15 protein-coding genes are annotated in these 16,827 nt (G+C 64.3%); 4 read left to right on the top strand and 11 right to left on the bottom strand.

Annotation, left to right across the window (positions count from 1 at the left end; translation table 11 throughout):
- The first annotated feature begins 1 nt into the window (after position 1).
- From mpl to ACF8R4_RS24880, 3 genes are read left to right on the top strand one after another with little or no spacing between them, the layout of a single operon-like run.
- Positions 2-1,351 (top strand): UDP-N-acetylmuramate:L-alanyl-gamma-D-glutamyl-meso-diaminopimelate ligase, encoded by a 1,350-nt coding sequence (gene mpl, locus ACF8R4_RS24890; protein ID WP_104833529.1) that lies wholly within the window; start codon positions 2-4, stop codon positions 1,349-1,351.
- Positions 1,348-1,977, top strand: a complete 630-nt coding sequence (gene ubiX / locus ACF8R4_RS24885; protein ID WP_016715383.1) for a flavin prenyltransferase UbiX — start codon at positions 1,348-1,350, stop codon at positions 1,975-1,977. The genes mpl and ubiX overlap by 4 nt, the downstream gene beginning before the upstream one ends.
- On the top strand, positions 1,974-2,261 hold the full coding sequence (locus ACF8R4_RS24880) for a YceK/YidQ family lipoprotein (protein ID WP_016715384.1): 288 nt from the start codon (positions 1,974-1,976) through the stop codon (positions 2,259-2,261). The genes ubiX and ACF8R4_RS24880 overlap by 4 nt, the downstream gene beginning before the upstream one ends.
- A 47-nt stretch (positions 2,262-2,308) precedes the next feature.
- On the opposite strand, the gene ACF8R4_RS24875 is transcribed toward ACF8R4_RS24880, so the two are convergent.
- From ACF8R4_RS24875 to ACF8R4_RS24845, 7 genes are all read right to left on the bottom strand, one after another.
- A complete protein-coding gene (locus ACF8R4_RS24875) occupies positions 2,309-2,953 on the bottom strand; it encodes an oxidoreductase (RefSeq protein ID WP_060499521.1) in 645 nt (214 codons plus the stop codon).
- 27 nt (positions 2,954-2,980) lie between these two features.
- Positions 2,981-4,714 (bottom strand): C13 family peptidase, encoded by a 1,734-nt coding sequence (locus ACF8R4_RS24870; RefSeq protein ID WP_060499520.1) that lies wholly within the window; start codon positions 4,712-4,714, stop codon positions 2,981-2,983.
- A 153-nt stretch (positions 4,715-4,867) separates the two neighbouring features.
- A complete protein-coding gene (locus ACF8R4_RS24865; protein WP_392493684.1) occupies positions 4,868-5,932 on the bottom strand; it encodes a 2,3-butanediol dehydrogenase in 1,065 nt (354 codons plus the stop codon).
- Between the two features lie 53 nt (positions 5,933-5,985).
- Positions 5,986-7,092 (bottom strand): acetoin dehydrogenase dihydrolipoyllysine-residue acetyltransferase subunit, encoded by a 1,107-nt coding sequence (locus ACF8R4_RS24860; RefSeq protein ID WP_060499518.1) that lies wholly within the window; start codon positions 7,090-7,092, stop codon positions 5,986-5,988.
- Positions 7,089-8,111 (bottom strand): alpha-ketoacid dehydrogenase subunit beta, encoded by a 1,023-nt coding sequence (locus tag ACF8R4_RS24855; protein WP_010951829.1) that lies wholly within the window; start codon positions 8,109-8,111, stop codon positions 7,089-7,091. Before ACF8R4_RS24855 ends, ACF8R4_RS24860 begins: the two co-directional genes overlap by 4 nt.
- A 33-nt stretch (positions 8,112-8,144) precedes the next feature.
- Entirely contained in the window at positions 8,145-9,122 is a 978-nt protein-coding gene (locus tag ACF8R4_RS24850) for a thiamine pyrophosphate-dependent dehydrogenase E1 component subunit alpha (RefSeq protein WP_060499574.1), read from the bottom strand.
- 22 nt (positions 9,123-9,144) lie between these two features.
- Positions 9,145-10,200: an ATP-NAD kinase family protein gene (locus tag ACF8R4_RS24845; protein WP_060499517.1), complete on the bottom strand. Its 1,056-nt coding sequence runs from the start codon at positions 10,198-10,200 to the stop codon at positions 9,145-9,147.
- Between the two features lie 283 nt (positions 10,201-10,483).
- On the opposite strand from ACF8R4_RS24845, the gene ACF8R4_RS24840 reads away from it, so the two are divergent.
- The gene (locus tag ACF8R4_RS24840; RefSeq protein ID WP_392493662.1) at positions 10,484-12,337 is read left to right on the top strand and encodes a sigma-54-dependent Fis family transcriptional regulator; all 1,854 of its coding nucleotides are present in this window, start codon (positions 10,484-10,486) and stop codon (positions 12,335-12,337) included.
- Positions 12,338-12,408: 71 nt separating this feature from the next.
- Here ACF8R4_RS24840 and accC read toward each other — a convergent pair whose 3' ends face one another.
- The 4 genes from accC to ACF8R4_RS24820 all read right to left on the bottom strand — a co-directional run bounded on the left by accC (position 12,409) and on the right by ACF8R4_RS24820 (position 16,753).
- Positions 12,409-13,764, bottom strand: a complete 1,356-nt coding sequence (accC, locus tag ACF8R4_RS24835; protein ID WP_016715394.1) for an acetyl-CoA carboxylase biotin carboxylase subunit — start codon at positions 13,762-13,764, stop codon at positions 12,409-12,411.
- Positions 13,765-13,781: 17 nt separating this feature from the next.
- Positions 13,782-14,246, bottom strand: a complete 465-nt coding sequence (gene accB / locus ACF8R4_RS24830; protein WP_016715395.1) for an acetyl-CoA carboxylase biotin carboxyl carrier protein — start codon at positions 14,244-14,246, stop codon at positions 13,782-13,784.
- Between the two features lie 99 nt (positions 14,247-14,345).
- Positions 14,346-14,801, bottom strand: coding sequence for a type II 3-dehydroquinate dehydratase (aroQ, locus tag ACF8R4_RS24825; protein ID WP_003255330.1), 456 nt, complete (start codon positions 14,799-14,801; stop codon positions 14,346-14,348).
- A 179-nt stretch (positions 14,802-14,980) separates the two neighbouring features.
- Positions 14,981-16,753: a protein-disulfide reductase DsbD gene (locus ACF8R4_RS24820; RefSeq protein ID WP_060499515.1), complete on the bottom strand. Its 1,773-nt coding sequence runs from the start codon at positions 16,751-16,753 to the stop codon at positions 14,981-14,983.
- Positions 16,754-16,827 lie beyond the last annotated feature (74 nt).

Here is a 16,827-nt window from a genome sequence, read left to right as displayed (position 1 = left end):
CATGCATATTCACATTCTCGGTATTTGCGGCACTTTCATGGGCTCGCTGGCGGTGCTGGCCAAGGAACTTGGCCATCGCGTCACCGGCTCGGACGCCAACGTCTATCCTCCGATGAGCACCCAGCTCGAAGCCCAGGGCATCGAGCTGACCCAAGGCTATGACCCGGCCCAGCTGGACCCGGCACCCGACCTGGTGGTCATCGGCAACGCCATGTCACGCGGCAACCCGGCAGTGGAATACGTGCTGAACAAGGGCCTGCCCTATGTTTCCGGCCCACAGTGGCTGGCTGACCATGTGCTGCAAGGTCGCTGGGTGCTGGCTGTTGCCGGTACCCACGGCAAGACCACCACCAGCAGCATGCTGGCCTGGGTGCTGGAGCACGCCGGTATGAGCCCGGGGTTCCTGATTGGCGGTGTGCCGCAGAATTTCTCGGTATCGGCCCGCCTGGGCGACACGCCGTTCTTCGTCGTCGAAGCCGACGAGTACGACAGCGCCTTCTTCGACAAGCGCTCGAAGTTCGTGCATTACCACCCGCGTACCGCGATCCTCAACAACCTTGAGTTCGACCACGCGGACATCTTCCCGGACCTGGCCTCGATCGAGCGGCAGTTCCACCACCTGGTACGCACCATCCCGAGCGAAGGCCTGGTGATTCACCCCACCACCGAGCAAGCACTGGAGCGGGTGATCGGCATGGGCTGCTGGACCCCGGTGCAGACCACAGGCGTTGGTGGCCAGTGGCAGGCGCGCCTGCTCAGCCCCGACGGCTCGCGTTTTGAAGTGTTGTTCGAAGGCGAAGCGCAAGGCGTGGTGGACTGGGCGCTGACGGGCCAGCACAACGTTGCCAACGCGCTGGCCACCCTGGCCGCCGCCCGCCATGTCGGCGTGGTCCCGGCCATGGGCATCGAAGGCCTCAGCGCGTTCAAGAGCGTGAAACGGCGCATGGAAAAGGTGGCCGAAGTGCAGGGCGTGACCATCTACGATGATTTCGCCCACCACCCGACCGCCATCGCCACCACCCTCGATGGCCTGCGCAAGCGTGTTGGCGAGGCCCCGGTGATTGCCGTGATCGAACCACGCTCCAACTCGATGAAGCTGGGCGCCCACCGTGACGGTTTGCCAGAGAGCGTCAACGACGCCGACCAGGTCATCTGGTACGCCCCGGCCAACCTCGGCTGGGACCTGGCGGCCACCGCCGCGCAGTGCAAGGTCCCGAGCGTAGTAGCCGACAGCCTTGACGCGATCATCGAGCGGGTCAAAGGCCAGGCCCGCCCGGGTACTCATGTGGTGATCATGAGCAACGGCGGCTTCGGCGGCCTGCACGGCAAACTGGCCGAGGCGCTGAAGTGAGCGGGCCGGAACGCATCACCCTGGCCATGACGGGCGCCTCGGGCGCCCAGTATGGCCTGCGCCTGCTCGATTGCCTGGTGCGCGAAGACCGCGAAGTGCACTTCCTGATCTCCAAGGCCGCGCAACTGGTAATGGCCACCGAGACCGACGTGCTGCTGCCGGCCAAGCCCCAGGCGATGCAGGCCTTCCTTACCGAATACACCGGCGCCGCCGATGGGCAGATCCGCGTGTACGGCAAGGAAGACTGGATGTCGCCGGTGGCCTCCGGCTCCGGTGCCCCGGCGGCGATGGTGGTGGTGCCTTGTTCCACCGGCACCTTGTCGGCCATTGCCACCGGTGCCTGCAACAACCTGATCGAACGCGCTGCCGACGTTACCCTCAAGGAACGTCGGCAACTGATCCTGGTGCCACGCGAAGCGCCGTTTTCCACCATCCACCTGGAAAACATGCTCAAGCTGTCGCAGATGGGCGCGGTGATCCTGCCGGCGGCACCGGGCTTCTACCACCAGCCGCAGACCATCGACGACCTGGTCGACTTTGTCGTCGCGCGTATTCTCAACCTGCTGAACATTCCCCAGGACATGTTGCCGCGTTGGGGTGAGCACCACTTTGGGGTGGATGATTGAAGCGAGCGTTGGTGGGGGTGCTGGCGCTGGTGATGCTGGGGGGCTGCGCCACGGTACGCACGCTGGATGCCGCCAAACCCGGGGCGCCGGTGGTGTATGCCGGTACCCGGCTGGATTTGTACGTGATCAATGGTGGGTGCTGCCCGCGTGATCATTACGGGGCTGATGCCCCGGCCTATCCGGGGCTGGACCTGCCGGGGAGCATGTTGCTCGATACCCTGTTGTTGCCGTTGTCGTTGCTGACAGCGGCCGGTGTAGGCTTCCAGGCCACCGGTGGCCTGTAAGGGCCCTTTCGCGGGTAAACCCGCGAAGAGGCCCTTACAGGTAACGTCTATTTCTTGCCCAACCTGCGCAACTCATCCGACTCCACAACCCGTATCCCGTCCTCTTCCTCCAGCGCCAAGCGCCACAGCGCCCGGGCCAAGGTACAGGCCTCGATCCCTCGGTATTTACCCGGTATCAGCCTGGAAAACGGCGAAATCAACTGCTCACTGAGGCGTGGCTGAATGCGTTCGCCCAGCAGCAACGACGGCCGCACGATGGTCAACTGCGGCCAGTCCTGGGCCTTCAACGCCTCTTCCATCTCACCTTTGACCCGGTTGTAGAAAATCGACGATTTCGGGTCGGCCCCCAGCGCGCTGACCACCAACAGATGTCGCGCGCCCATTTCCCGGGCACGTTTGCTGAACGCCACCACCATATCCAGGTCCACCGCACGGAACGCCGATTCAGAGCCGGCCTGCTTCAGCGTGGTGCCCAGGCAGCAATAGGCGATATCGACCCGCCCGGCCAACTGGGGAAGAAATACCGCCGGGTCGCCCACCGGGTTTTCCAGGTGCGGATGCTCGGCCAGCGGCCGGCGAGTGGGCGCCAGTACACGGGTGATGGTGGGCTCGTTGAGCAGGCGGTCCAGCAGGTGTTCCCCCGTCAGACCCGTGGCACCGGCAAGCAGGACATGCTGAGGCGTCAAATACATGATGTCTCTCCCTTGTTACACACAAGTCTAGTGGTTGCCGGGCGTTTTTGCTTGTCGCCCCGCGCTGGCCTGTGTGGCGTTACGCAACGCTTCTTCGGCCTGTTGCCGGCGCAGCTGCTGCCAGTGCTCGAGCACGGCGGGCGGTGCCCACAGCTGCGGCTCGGAGGCCTCGAAGCCTTCCCTTTGTTCACGTTCGGCAACGCTGGTACGTGCCAGTTCAAATGCCTGTTTGAGGTCGTCGGTCTGGTTCAGCGCTTCGGCGAAGAGGGCATCGCCAAAGTAGGTGAAGTCGGCTTCTTCTGAGCAACCGAAAGACACGCGGTCGGCCCGGGCCGCCGTCATGATCAACGTGCGCTCATCCTTGAGCGGGGCGATGTAGCCCCCTGAATAGCAGGCCGAGATGACGATTACCTTGTCTCGATCCTTGAGCGGCGCCAGGGCAGCGGCCAGTTCGTCGGCGGAAAGGTCAGCCAACTGCAGGCGCGGCTGGTCCAGCACCAGTTGATGGTCTTGGCTGCCATGGCTGGTAAGGTAGATGAACACCAGGTCTTCAGGGCCGCTGCGCTCGGCCAGGGTGCGGGCGGCCCGGGTAAGGTTTTCGCGCGTGGCCATGGGGCGGGTGGCCATGTGGTCGCGGTGGTTGACCAAGGTCACCTGGCCACGGGCGCCAAAGCGCACCTTGAGCATGTTGCTGACATAGTCGGCTTCGCGCAGGAACACGCTCTGCTGGCCATCGCCGGCCACCACCAGGCTGTACAGCTGGATCGATGGGGCTGAGCGCGGGACACCGGCCAGCGCCTCGTCCAGCAGGCGGCCCTGATTGAGCAGGGCCAGGTCCAGTGGATCGGGCAGCAACTGGCCTTTCTGGTCGCGTACCCGCACGCCATTGACCCAGACGCCGCTTTCGACCTTGCCGCTGGCCAGGATCAATCGCCCATGCCCGTGGTAGGCATCGTTCAGGAAGCCGCCGATGTACTTGCTGCCGTCGGCCAGCTGCAGGCTGCCCTGGCCCGACAGGCGCCAGTCGGCGAACTCGCCTTTGTAATGGCTGCCATCGCTGCCCAGCAGTTCGCCTTCGCCGATCAATGAGCCATCCTTGAATTCGCCAATCCACACATCGCCATCGGCGTTTTCGTACCGGCCGCGACCTTCCAGGCGGTTGTCCTTGAACTCGCCGATGTACTGCTCACCGTCAACGCTGTCGTAGGTGCCGCTGCCTTGCAGCTCGCCGTTGACGAAGCGGCCACTGAACTGGTTGCCGCTGGCATCGCTGCGTACGCCGGCGCCGTTGGGTTTGCCTTTGGCGAACAAGCCCTGGTAGCGGCTGCCGTCGGCCAGTTCCAGTTCGCCCGCGCCTTCGTACAGGTCGTCCTTGAACTGGCCTCGGTAGGTCTGGTCGGCTTGCTTGAGCGTGCCTTCGCCATCGCGGCGGCCATGCTTGAAGGTGCCGGCATAGTGGCTGCCCGGCGTGGTCAGGTCGCCCAGTCCCTGGAACAGCCCTCCGGCGAACTGTCCACGGTACACCTCGCCGTTCTGGCCGTGCCATTCTCCCTGGCCGTGCCACTGGCCGTCCTTGAAGCCGCCGGCGTACCAGCTGCCGTTGGGGTAGTCGATACGGCCCTCGCCCTGCAGCAGGCCATCGACCACCTGACCCCGATAACGCCCCCCGTCAGGCAGGCGCGCGTCCGGCGGAAGCAGCGATTCGCCATCGCCACAGGCGGCGAGCAACAGGACCAGGGTAATGGGGAGCAGTGGACGCATGGCGAGGACCGGGCAATAGGTCTGCCGAGTATGACGCAGAATGGGATCCTGAGACAGCGAGGGCAAGGCTTGTACGGCGCCTGATGCTCCCACAGGATTCTGCGCTGCCCCGGGGCCTTGTGCAGTACCTGTGGGAACAAGGTGTTGCAGCAGTCAGCGCACGCCAGGCGAAACGATGATCTTCACGTTCTCCTCTTTGTTGTTCACCAGTTCCTCGAAGCCCAGTTCGACAATCTGCTCCAACCCGATCCGCCCGGTCACCAGCGGGCGAATATCCAGCCGGCCATCCGCAATGAAGGCAATCACATCGGCAAACTCGCCGTTGTACGCCAACGCTCCCAGTACCTGCTTCTCGGTGGATACCAATTCGAAGAAGTTGAACTCGCTAGGCTCTTCAAAAATACCCACCAGCACGCACTTACCCGCCTTGCGGATGGTGTCGATGGCCAGCTTGGCCGTGTGCTTGTTGCCGATGCACTCAAAGCTCACATCGGCCCCCAGCCCGGCGGTCAGTGCACGGATTTCCGCCAGCGCGTCGCACTGGCTAGGGTCCAGCACCACGTTGGCGCCTACCTCTTTGGCCTTGGCCTTGCGCGCCGAGGACATTTCCAGCGCAATCACTTGCGCCGCGCCCGCAGCCTTGGCGCACATGATGGTACACAGGCCGATGGTGCCTGCACCCACCACCACAACCGTTTGCCCAAGCAGGCTGCCGGCCTTTTTCACCGCGTGCATACCCACCGCCAGCGGCTCGATCAGTGCCCCCGCCTCTGGCGGGAAGCCTTGCGGCAAGCGGTACAGCAGGTTGGCGGGTACGTTGACCAGCTCGGCAAAGGCGCCATTGTTCATCAGGCCGGTGAACGCCAGGTGCTCGCAGATGTTGTACAGGCCGTGGGTGCAGTAATAGCAAGTACCACAATGCTGGCAGGCGTCCGCCGCCACCGGGTCACCTACCGCAAAACCCTCCACGCCTTCGCCAAGCTTGGCGATCTGGCCGCAGAATTCGTGGCCGAGGATGCACTGGCCCTGGATGCCGGTCAGCGGGTGCGGTGCCTCCACCGGGATGAACACCGGGCCGGCGACGTATTCGTGCAGGTCGGAGCCGCAGATGCCGCACCAGTCCACCTTGATCTGCACCCAGCCGGGTGCCGGGTCGGCTGGTAGGGGTACCTGTTCGACGCGAATGTCATTGCGGCCATGCCAGACGGCGGCGCGCATGTGGGTGTGGCTCAGGTCATTCATTGTTGTTCTCCAGGCTCACGGGAAAGGGCTTAGTGCTTTCGCAGGAATGCGAGCACCTGCTGGTTGACCTGTTCGGCTGCCTCCATCTGCACCATATGCCCGGCCTCTGGCAGCACCAGCACTTCGGCCTCCAGGCCCTCTGCGTGGCTGGCCGGGATAATCGCGTCCTTGCCGCCCCATACCACCAGTGCCGGATGCTGCCCCAGCACGCCGCGCAGTTCATGGCGCTGGCGGTCACCCTCGGCAATGGCCGATGCCAACTGGCGCAAGGCGTTATCAACACCTTCCAGGCGCTTGAACTTGAGCATGTCTTCCAGCATCTGCCGGGTGACCAGTGCCGGGTCGGCGAACAGCTGCACCATCTGCGGTTTGAGGGCGTTGCGGTTTGCAGCGGCAACAAAGCCTTGCAGGTACTGCCCATTGATTGCCTCACCCAGGCCGGCACTGGCGATCAGGCTCAGGCTGGCGACCCGCTGCGGCGCCAGGCGCGCCACGTTCAGGCTGACCGCGCCACCCATGGAGTGGCCGGCCAGGTGGGCTTTGGCGATATCCAGGTGGTCGAGCAGGGCCAGTACGGTTTCGCTCAGTTCATCCAGGTCGCCCCGTTGCAGGGCCTTGGCCGACTCGCCGTGCCCCGGCAGGTCGAGGGCGATCACCCGGCGCTCGGCTGCCAGGGCCGGGTGGTTGAACAGCCAGTTGTTGAGGTCGCCGCCGAAGCCGTGTACCAGTATCAGCGGCGTACCGCCTTCGCCCAGTTCGAACCAGCGCAACAGGCGGCCGCCCACTTCAGCCTTCTGCGGGGCCGGCCCTTGTGCCTGATCGGCGCCTCCTTCGGCGACGAACTCGGCCTGGAAGCGCTGTACCACCGCGTCGATCTCGGCGTCCTCGGCTTCGCCTTCCACCACCACCGCCAGTAGCGCGCCGACCGGCAAGGTTTCATCCGGTTTGGCCACCTGGCGGCGCAGTACGCCACTGAACGGGGCTTCGACGCTGCTGCTGATCTTGTCGGTCTCGACGTCCAGCACCTCGTCGCCCTTGTTGATTTCGTCGCCTTCCTGCTTGAGCCAGGCGTCCACCCGGCCCTCGGTCATCGAAAGGCCCCACTTGGGCATGGTCAGGGTATGGATCTGGCTCATGCGGCACTCCTTGCAGCTTCGATCACCTTGCGCACGGCAGCTTCGATCTTCGCCGCGTCAGGGATGTACAGGTCTTCCAGGGCATCGGAGAAGGGCACCGGGGTGTGCGGTGCGGTGACCATTTCGATCGGGCCCTTGAGCGCGCCGAAGGCCTTCTGCGCCACCAGCGCGCTGATGTCGGTGGCCATGGAGCAACGCGGGTTGGCTTCGTCGATCACCACCAGGCGGCCGGTTTTTTCCACGCTTTCCAGAATGCTGTCTTCGTCCAGCGGGCTGGTGGTGCGCAGGTCCAGCACCTCGCAGTCGATGCCCTGGCGGGCCAGGTTGTTGGCAGCCTCCAGCGCCACATGCACCATGCGCCCGTAAGTGACCAGGGTCACATCGTCACCATCGCGCAGGAAGTTGGCCTCGCCGAACGGTACGGTGTACACCTCTTCCGGCACCTCCCCCTGCATGCTGTACAGCAGCTTGTGCTCGCAGAAGATCACCGGGTCGTTGTCGCGGATCGCCTGGATCAACAGGCCTTTGGCATCGTAAGGCGAGGACGGGCACACCACTTTCAGGCCCGGGATGTGCGTCCACAGCGAGGTGAGCATCTGCGAGTGCTGGGCCGCCGCACGCAGGCCGGCGCCATACATGGTGCGCATCACCAGCGGGGTGACTGCCTTGCCGCCGAACATGTAGCGGAACTTGGCGGCCTGGTTAAGGATCTGGTCCAGGCAGCAGCCGGCGAAGTCGACGAACATCAGCTCGCACACCGGGCGCAGGCCCTGGGTGGCGGCACCGACGGCGGCCCCGACATAGCCGATTTCCGATAGCGGCGCGTCCAGCACGCGGCCCGGAAACTGGTGGTACAGGCCTTTGGTCACGCCCAGCACGCCACCCCAGGCGTCATCCTCGCCCGGGGCGCCGGCACCGCCGGCCACGTCTTCGCCAATGATGAACACCGTACTGTCGCGCCGCATTTCCTGGGCCAGGGCTTCGTTGATGGCCTGCTGGTAGCTGATCTTTCTTGCCATGGTGGTTCTCCTGTTGTTCTTGTAATCCGCGGCTCAGGGGTAGGCGACGTAAACGTCGGTGAGCAGGTCGGCGGGCTGTGGCTTGGGATCGGACTTGGCGCGGCGCACGGCGTCCTCGATAAGGTCTTCGATGCGGGCGTCGATGGCGTCCAGTTGCTCGGCAGTGAGCAGGCCGGCTCGGGTGGTCTTGTTGCGGAACTGCATGAGGCAATCGCGGGATTCGCGCAGGTTCTTCACTTCATCCGGGGCGCGGTAGGTTTGCGCATCGCCTTCGAAGTGGCCGTAGTAGCGGCTGAGCTTGACCTCGATCAGCGACGGGCCTTGCCCGGAGCGTGCGCGCTCGATGGCCGCGCCAGCGGCCTCGTACACCGCAAAAAAGTCGAAACCATCGATGGTGACACCCGGCATGCCGAAACCGGCGGCGCGGTCGGCAATATGGTCGCAGGCTACGGACCAATTGGAGGCAGTTGCCTCGGCATAGCCGTTGTTTTCGGCCACGAAGATGCAGGGCAGGTTCATGATCGACGCCATGTTCATGGCCTCGAACACCGCACCTTCGTTGGAGGCGCCATCGCCGAAGAAGGCCACCGATACATCGTCGCGGCCTTTGATCTTGGCGGCCAGCGCCGCCCCGGCTACCAGCGGGGCGCCAGCGCCGACGATGCCGTTGGCGCCGAGCATGCCTTTTTCCAGGTCGGCAATGTGCATCGAGCCGCCCTTGCCGCCACATACGCCGGTCTTCTTGCCGTAGATCTCGGCCATCATGCCGTACACGTCCACGCCCTTGGCGATGCAGTGGCCATGACCACGGTGGGTTGACGCGATGCAGTCGCTGTCGCGCAAATGGGCCATGACCCCGGCGGCCGAGGCCTCTTCGCCAGCGTACAAGTGGACAAAGCCTGGGATCTCGCCGGTGGCGAATTCCACATGCAGGCGTTCTTCGAAGGCACGGATGGTGCGCATCACTTCATAGGCATGCAGCAGTTGTTCGGGACTCAGTTGATTGGACATCTTGTTGTTCTCCAGGGTTGTCTCAACGCGGGGATGCAGGGTGCAGCCGGTGGCCGCGCGGTACGGCCAGCAGGTGATGGCGGGCGGCATGCGCCAGTACGGCCTCGACATCCACGCTCAACGGGCCTTGGTGGTCGAGGGTGACGGTGGGCGTGTCGTGCTCGGCGAATTCGATCTCGCGTTCGCCGTCCAGGGCCAGGGTGCCGCTGGTCAGGCTCAGGCGATGGGCAACGCCAGGTGTCAGCGGGCCGCTGGCGGTGATGCCGCAGGCTTGCAGCAGGCCGGGCGCCAGCGGCGCGAGCAATGCTTGTTCGGCGCCGGGGTAAAGGCGTACCCAGGCGCCGTGCGGGTCTTGGCGTGACACTGGGCACCACAGGCCGCACAGGGCCGAGAGGCCGATGGCATGGGGTTCGGCGAAGCAGGCGAAGACTTCGCTCAGGTCCTCGCTGCGGCTGAGCGCACGGGCGCCGATGAAGCGCTGTGGCGACACGGCCACTTCGACCAAGGCCCATTCGGCCAGCTGTTGCTCGGGCACGCTTACCAGCAGGCGCTTGTTACGGCGCAGGCCGATGCTGGCGGGTACCAGGCCGCTGGCGAACAGGCCACCGGCAAGGCCAGCGCTGGTGGCTTCGCGCAGTTCGGGGAACGCATTGTTGGTGCCGGTGGACAACGTCAGCAGCGGCACGTCACCGGCCTCGGCAGCGACTGCCTTGTGGGTGCCATCGCCACCGAGCACGGCGATCATCGCCACGCCGCGCTCGACCATGCACCGGGTGGCCAGGCGAGTGTCGGCAACGGTCTGGTTCAGCGGCAGGTCGAGTATTTCGAGGTCAGGCCAGTGCTGGTTTCGGGCGCCCGGGCCCTGGCTGGCCTTGAGCACGGCAGCGGCGATGCCGGTCATGTCGCTGGGCAACAGCACCTGGCCGATACCGGTGGCACCGAAGGCCGCCAGCAGGCGCTGGATGGCCGAGGCCTTGTCGGTGCTGGAATAGAGCCCGGCATTGGCGGTCAGGCGGCGCAGGTCGCGGCCAGAGGCAGGGTTGGCAATGATCCCGACAATCGGGGCGGGTAGCGGCATGGCGCACCTCGTATTTTTGTTTGCCAAGGCAGGAGCAAGCGCGGTGCCAGCTTTCTTTGATTTGGCTGAAATAGCCGGGCTAGAGGGCTTTGATTGCGCTCTGGCATGCCTGTGCCACGGGGCTGGCGAGACGCCGGGTGCCAGCGCCAGGCCGGCATTGCCGAGACGCTGAGACGCGGCGTCTCAAGCCAGCCGGTAATCACACAGTGCTTGTCGGGGCATGCCCAGAGGCGCTTAATGGCCGGACAACGATAAAAACAGCAACGAGAACCGGAGGGCCTGAATGCTTGCCGCGAACTCCCGAGCCCATGTCGACTGCGTCAGCAGGGTGTTGAAGAATGCCGACCGCCTGCCGCAGGCGCCGGTGCCACCGCTGATTCTCGATTCATGGCGCCGCTCCATGGACCTTTACCGCCTCGACCCGGGGTCCCAGCAGGGGCCGCGTATCCTTTCCCAAAGCCTGCTCAACGAGTGCCGCGAACGCGCCGAACTGTTCCTGCGCATCGCCAGCGATGCTGTGGCTCGCCTGCACGAACGGGTACGCGGTGCCGACTACTGCGTACTGCTGACCGATGCCCAGGGGCGCACCATCGATTACCGGGTCGAGTCGGCCATCCGCAACGACTGCCGCAAGGCCGGGCTGTACCTGGGCACCTGCTGGTCGGAAGGCGAGGAGGGTACCTGCGGCGTGGCGGCGGTGTTGACCACCAAGGCCCCGGTCACCGTGCACAAGCGCGACCACTTCCGCGCTGCGTTCATCGGCCTGACCTGCACGGCGGCACCGGTATTCGACCCGCTGGGCGAGTTGTTGGGCGTGGTGGATGTGTCAGCCTTGCAGTCGCCAGACGACCGCCGTAGCCAGCACCTGATCCGCCAACTGGTGGAGCAGACCGCCCGCGAGATCGAAAACGCCTTTTTCATGCACAGTGCCCAAGGCCACTGGGTGATGCGCGCCCACGGCACGCCGGGTTATGTGGAAAGCCAGCCGGACTACCTGCTGGCCTGGGATGCCGATGGCCGCCTGCAGGCGATCAACAGCCTGGCGCGGCAACGGCTGGTGGAGCGCCTGGGGCGCTTGCCCGAGCATATCGGTGAGCTGTTCGACATCGACCAGCTACGCCGGGTGAGCGCGGCGTCGGCCCAGCGCCTGCCGGGTCTGGGGGGGCTCTATGGTCGGGTCAGCGCCCCACGGCAACGCCAGCGCGCGCAGCCGTTGCGCCAGGCCCAGGACGCACGCATCGAACAGCACCTGCGCCTGGCCACGCGGGTCAAGGACTGCAATCTGGCGGTACTGGTGCAAGGGGAGACCGGGGCTGGCAAAGAAGTGTTCGCCCGCCAACTGCACCAGCAAAGCCAGCGCCGGGATGGCCCGTTCGTCACGCTGAACTGTGCGGCCATTCCGGAAAGCCTGATCGAGAGCGAGCTGTTTGGTTACGTGGCTGGGGCCTTTACCGGGGCCTCCAGCAAAGGCATGCAAGGGCTGTTGCAGCAGGCCGATGGCGGCACGCTGTTCCTCGACGAAATCGGCGACATGCCGCTGAACCTGCAAACGCGCTTGTTACGGGTGCTGGCCGAAGGTGAAGTGGCGCCGCTGGGCGCCGCACGGCGTGAGCGTGTGGACATCCAGGTGATCTGCGCCACCCATCGCGACCTGGCCGCGATGGTTGAGGACGGGCGTTTTCGTGAAGACCTGTACTTCCGCCTGGCCAATGCCCGCTTCGAGTTGCCGCCGCTGCGGGAGCGTGAGGATCGGTTGGGGCTGATTCATCAGCTGCTGGACGAGGAGGCCGATGCGTGTGCTGTCGAGGTGGTGTTGGCAGATGATGCGCTGCAAGCATTGCTGGTTTACCGTTGGCCGGGAAACTTGCGCCAGCTGCGGCAGGTGTTGCGCTATGCCTGCGCGGTGAGTGAAGGCGGGCAGGTGCAATTGCAGGACTTGCCGCAGGAGGTGCGCGGTGAAGCGGTTGCTTCGCCTGAAAGCAGCGTGTCTTGCCCGGCCCGGCAATTGTTGCTGGATGCACTGATTCGCCATCGCTGGAAGCCGGCCGATGCGGCGCGGGCGTTGGGGATATCGCGGGCGACGCTGTATCGGCGGGTGCATGAGCACCGCATCGAAATGCCGCGCATGAAGGGATAGGCCCTCAGGCCCTGACAGGCAATAAAAAACCCCGGCGCAAGGCCGGGGTTCTGGTGCATCACACTACTCGATCAATGCTCGTTGGCCAGCTTGTGTTCGAGGTAATGAATGTTGACGCCGCCTTTGCAGAAACCTTCATCACGCACCAGGTCGCGGTGCAGCGGGATGTTGGTCTTGATGCCGTCGACGACGATTTCGTCCAGGGCATTGCGCATGCGCGCCATGGCTTCGTCGCGGTCCTTGCCGTAGGTGATCAGCTTGCCGATCAGCGAGTCGTAGTTCGGCGGAACCGAATAACCGCTGTACAGGTGCGAATCGACGCGTACGCCGTTGCCGCCCGGGGCGTGGAAGTGCTTCACCTTGCCTGGGCTCGGGATGAACTTCTTCGGGTCTTCGGCGTTGATACGGCATTCCAGCGAGTGGCCACGAATCACCACGTCTTCCTGGCGGTACGACAGCTTGTTGCCAGCGGCGATGCTCAGCATCTCCTTGACGATGTCGATACCGGTCACCATCTCGGACACCGGGTGCTCAACCTGCACACGGGTGTTCATCTCGATGAAGTAGAAGCGGCCGTTTTCGTACAGGAACTCGAACGTACCCGCACCACGGTAGCCGATCTCGATGCACGCATCGACGCAGCGCTTGAACACTTCCTGACGGGCTTTCTCGTCGATGCCCGGGGCTGGTGCTTCTTCCAGTACCTTCTGGTGACGGCGCTGCAGCGAGCAGTCACGGTCGCCCAGGTGAATGGCGTTACCCTGGCCGTCGGACAGTACCTGCACTTCCACGTGACGTGGGTTGGTCAGGAACTTCTCCAGGTACACCATCGGGTTGCCGAAGGCTGCACCGGCTTCGGTACGGGTGAGCTTGGCCGAGGCAATCAGGTCCTCTTCCTTGTGCACCACGCGCATGCCGCGACCACCACCACCACCGGCGGCCTTGATGATCACCGGGTAGCCGACGTCACGGGCGATCGCCAGGGCGACTTCTTCGTCTTCCGGCAGCGGGCCATCGGAGCCCGGTACGGTCGGTACGCCCGACTTGATCATCGCGTCCTTGGCCGAAACCTTGTCGCCCATCAGGCGAATGGTGTCGGCTTTCGGGCCGATGAAGGCGAAACCGGATTTTTCAACCTGCTCGGCGAAGTCGGCGTTTTCTGCCAGGAAGCCGTAGCCCGGGTGAATCGCGGTGGCGCCGGTGACTTCGGCGGCAGCGATGATTGCCGGGATATGCAGGTAGGAATCCTTGGACGATGCAGGACCGATGCAGACCGACTCGTCTGCCAGGCCCAGGTGCATCAGTTCACGGTCGGCGGTGGAGTGCACAGCGACGGTTTTGATGCCCAGCTCTTTGCAGGCACGCAGGATCCGCAGGGCAATTTCCCCGCGGTTGGCGATCAGGACTTTTTCGAGCTTCCCAGACATCGTTGGCTCTCCGCGATTCAAACGACGGTGAACAGCGGCTGGTCGAACTCAACCGGCTGGCCGTCTTCTACCAGGATGGCGTCGATGACACCGCCAACATCGGCTTCGATGTGGTTCATCATCTTCATGGCTTCGACGATGCACAGGGTGTCGCCTTTCTTCACGGTCTGGCCCACTTCAGCGAAGTTTGGCGAGGTTGGCGAAGGCTTGCGGTAGAAGGTACCTACCATTGGCGAGCGGATCACGGTGCCTTTCAGGGCCGGGGCGGCGGCAGCGGCTTCGGCGGCTGGAGCGGCAGCGGCAACCGGGGCGGCAACAGGTGCAGCAGCGGCTACCGGAGCCGGTGCGAAGTACTGTTGGGCAGCCGGGGTTTTGCTGTGACGGCTGATACGGACCGACTCTTCGCCTTCCTTGATCTCCAGTTCGTCGATGCCAGACTCTTCCAGCAGCTCGATCAGTTTCTTGACTTTACGGATATCCATTAATCATCAACTCCCAAAGGTTCGGTCAGGGGGCGAAATACAAAAAAACGTAACTGAACGTTTCTCTAGAACCCTGGCCCACTGAGGCCAGGGTTTTCATCATTTGGGCTGTGCGTTGGCAGCCAGTTGTTCCAGCGCGGACTCCAGGGCCAGGCGATAACCGCTGGCGCCCAGGCCGCAGATCACCCCTACGGCAACATCAGAAAAGTAGGAGTGGTGACGGAACGGTTCGCGTTTGTGCACGTTGGACAGGTGCACTTCGATGAATGGGATGCTCACCGCAAGCAATGCGTCACGTAATGCGACGCTTGTGTGGGTGAAAGCAGCCGGATTGATCAGGATGAAGTCCACACCCTCGTTGCGTGCGGCGTGAATACGGTCGATCAGTTCGTACTCGGCATTGCTCTGCAGGTATTGCAAATGGTGGCCTGCGGCGCGGGCACGTTGCTCCAGGTCCTGGTTGATCTGGGCCAGGGTCACGGCGCCGTAGTGGCCTGGCTCGCGGGTACCGAGCAGGTTGAGGTTGGGGCCGTGGAGCACCAGTAGCGTTGCCATCTGCGGATTCCTTGGATTTGTAGGGCAATTCGACACAGCGCGGCGAGTGTGCCGCAAAGCGACGGCAGGTGTCCAGTTCCCGGCAGTAGCCAGCACGATGTCCGAGATTCGCGCGAAGTATGTGACCAAATAATTAAATCTGGTCACCTATTTCAGGATTTTTCCCGGCACGGGGGAAGTTATAGACCGACTTTGCTGCGCACGCGTGTCAGAATTTGCGCAAATTCACCGGCGTTTATCTCGCCAATCACCCGATCGGCGGTCATTTCGCTGCCGTTCGCGGCAAAGAAGAGCAAGGCGGGGGGGCCGAACAGCTGATAGCGGTCGAGCAGCGTGCGTTGCTCGGCATTGCTCTCGGTGATGTCGAAACGCAGCAACTTGAAGCCGGTCAGCTGCGTTTGCACCTGTGGCGCGTTCAGCACTTCATGCTCGATCACCTTGCAGCTGATGCACCAGTCGGCGTACCAGTCCAGCAGCACGGGCTGGCCGGCCGCTTTGGCTTGGGCCAGCGCCGCGTCCAGTGCGGCGGGGGTGGTGATGGTTTGCCAGGCATCCGCCTTTGCCGCCGGGTTGTTGCCGCTGGCCGCCAGTGTTGCAACCGGCAGCGGGCGTAGCGGGTCGCCTTGGCCACTCAGCGCGCCATACCAGCACGCCAGGGCGTAGACCAGCAAGCCCAGGCCGAGCAGTTGGGCCAGGCGCTGGCGTGGGCTTTTTACGACGAACTCCAGGGCGCCGAGGAACAGCGCTACGCCAGCGGCGAGGAAGCCGACCAGCAGCAAGGTCACCGGGCCCGGCAGCACGCGGCTGAGCAAGCCGATGGCCAGCCCCAGCAGCAGGACACCGATGGCGTTTTTCACGGTATTCATCCAAGGGCCGCTTTTGGGCAGCCAGGCTGCGCCACCGGTGGCTACCAGCAGCAATGGCGCGCCCATGCCGAGGCCCAGGGCAAACAGCTTGAGCGCGCCGCCCACGGCATCGCCGCTGGCGCTGATGTATAGCAGGGCACCGGCCAAGGGGGCGGACACGCAAGGCGAAACCAGCAGGCTGGAAAGCACGCCGAGCACGGCCGCGCCGAGCAGCGAGCCACCCCGGGTGTGGTTGGCGACGTTGTTCAGGCGGTTGCTCAGGGCCTGCGGCAGCTTGAGTTCGAACAGGCCGAACATGGCCAGGGCGAACACCACGAAGAACAGCGCGAACGGCACCAGCACCCAGGCCGATTGCAGGCGCGCCTGCAGGTTAAGGCCGGCACCGAACAGGCCCATCAGCGCGCCAAGTACGGCGAAGCTGGCCGCCATCGGCAGCACGTAGGCCAGCGACAGTGCCAGCCCGCGCAGGCCGCCGACCTGGCCACGCAGCACCACGCCAGACAGGATCGGCAGCATCGGCAGCACGCACGGGGTGAAGGTCAGGCCAACCCCGGCAAGGAAGAACAGCAGCAGTGATTTCCAGTTCCAGGCGTGTTCCGCAGCGCCCGGCGTATTTGCGCCGCTTTCGCCCTCGATGCTCAGGCGTTCGGTTTCCGGTGGGTAGCACAGGCCCTTGTCGGCGCAGCCCTGGTAGCCCACCAGCAGGGTGAAGGCACGTGGGTCGGTGCGCGGCAGTTCGATGTCGACCACGCCGTGGTAAACCTCGACGTCGCCGAAGAACTCATCGTGTTTGGCCTCGCCTTTGGGGATATTGGGCGTGCCCAGGGCAATGTCGGCCGGCTCGGTGCGGAACTGGAAGCGGTGGCGGTAAAGGTAGTAGCCCTCGGTGGCGACGAAGCGCAGCTTGAGGGTGTGCGCATCGGCCTGGATCAGACTGAGCTTGAAGGCCTCGTGCACCGGCAGGAAGTCGGCGTTATTGGACAGCGAAGCGGCCCCGAGGGTGGCGCTGGGGCGGTTGTCGAGCAGGCCCGTGGCGAAGGCAGGGCTGGCCAGCAGCAGGAACAGCAGGAAAAACAGGCGGCGCATGGCGGACTCGCGAGGTGGAACGTGCCGGGCATGATAGCGGAGTTGGTGGGGTATGGGGCCATGTGGGCTTAGGG

This window comes from Pseudomonas sp. FYR_2, assembly GCF_043106425.1.
In the GTDB taxonomy this organism is placed as follows: domain Bacteria; phylum Pseudomonadota; class Gammaproteobacteria; order Pseudomonadales; family Pseudomonadaceae; genus Aquipseudomonas; species Aquipseudomonas monteilii.
This window is presented reverse-complemented; position numbering and strand designations above follow the sequence as displayed.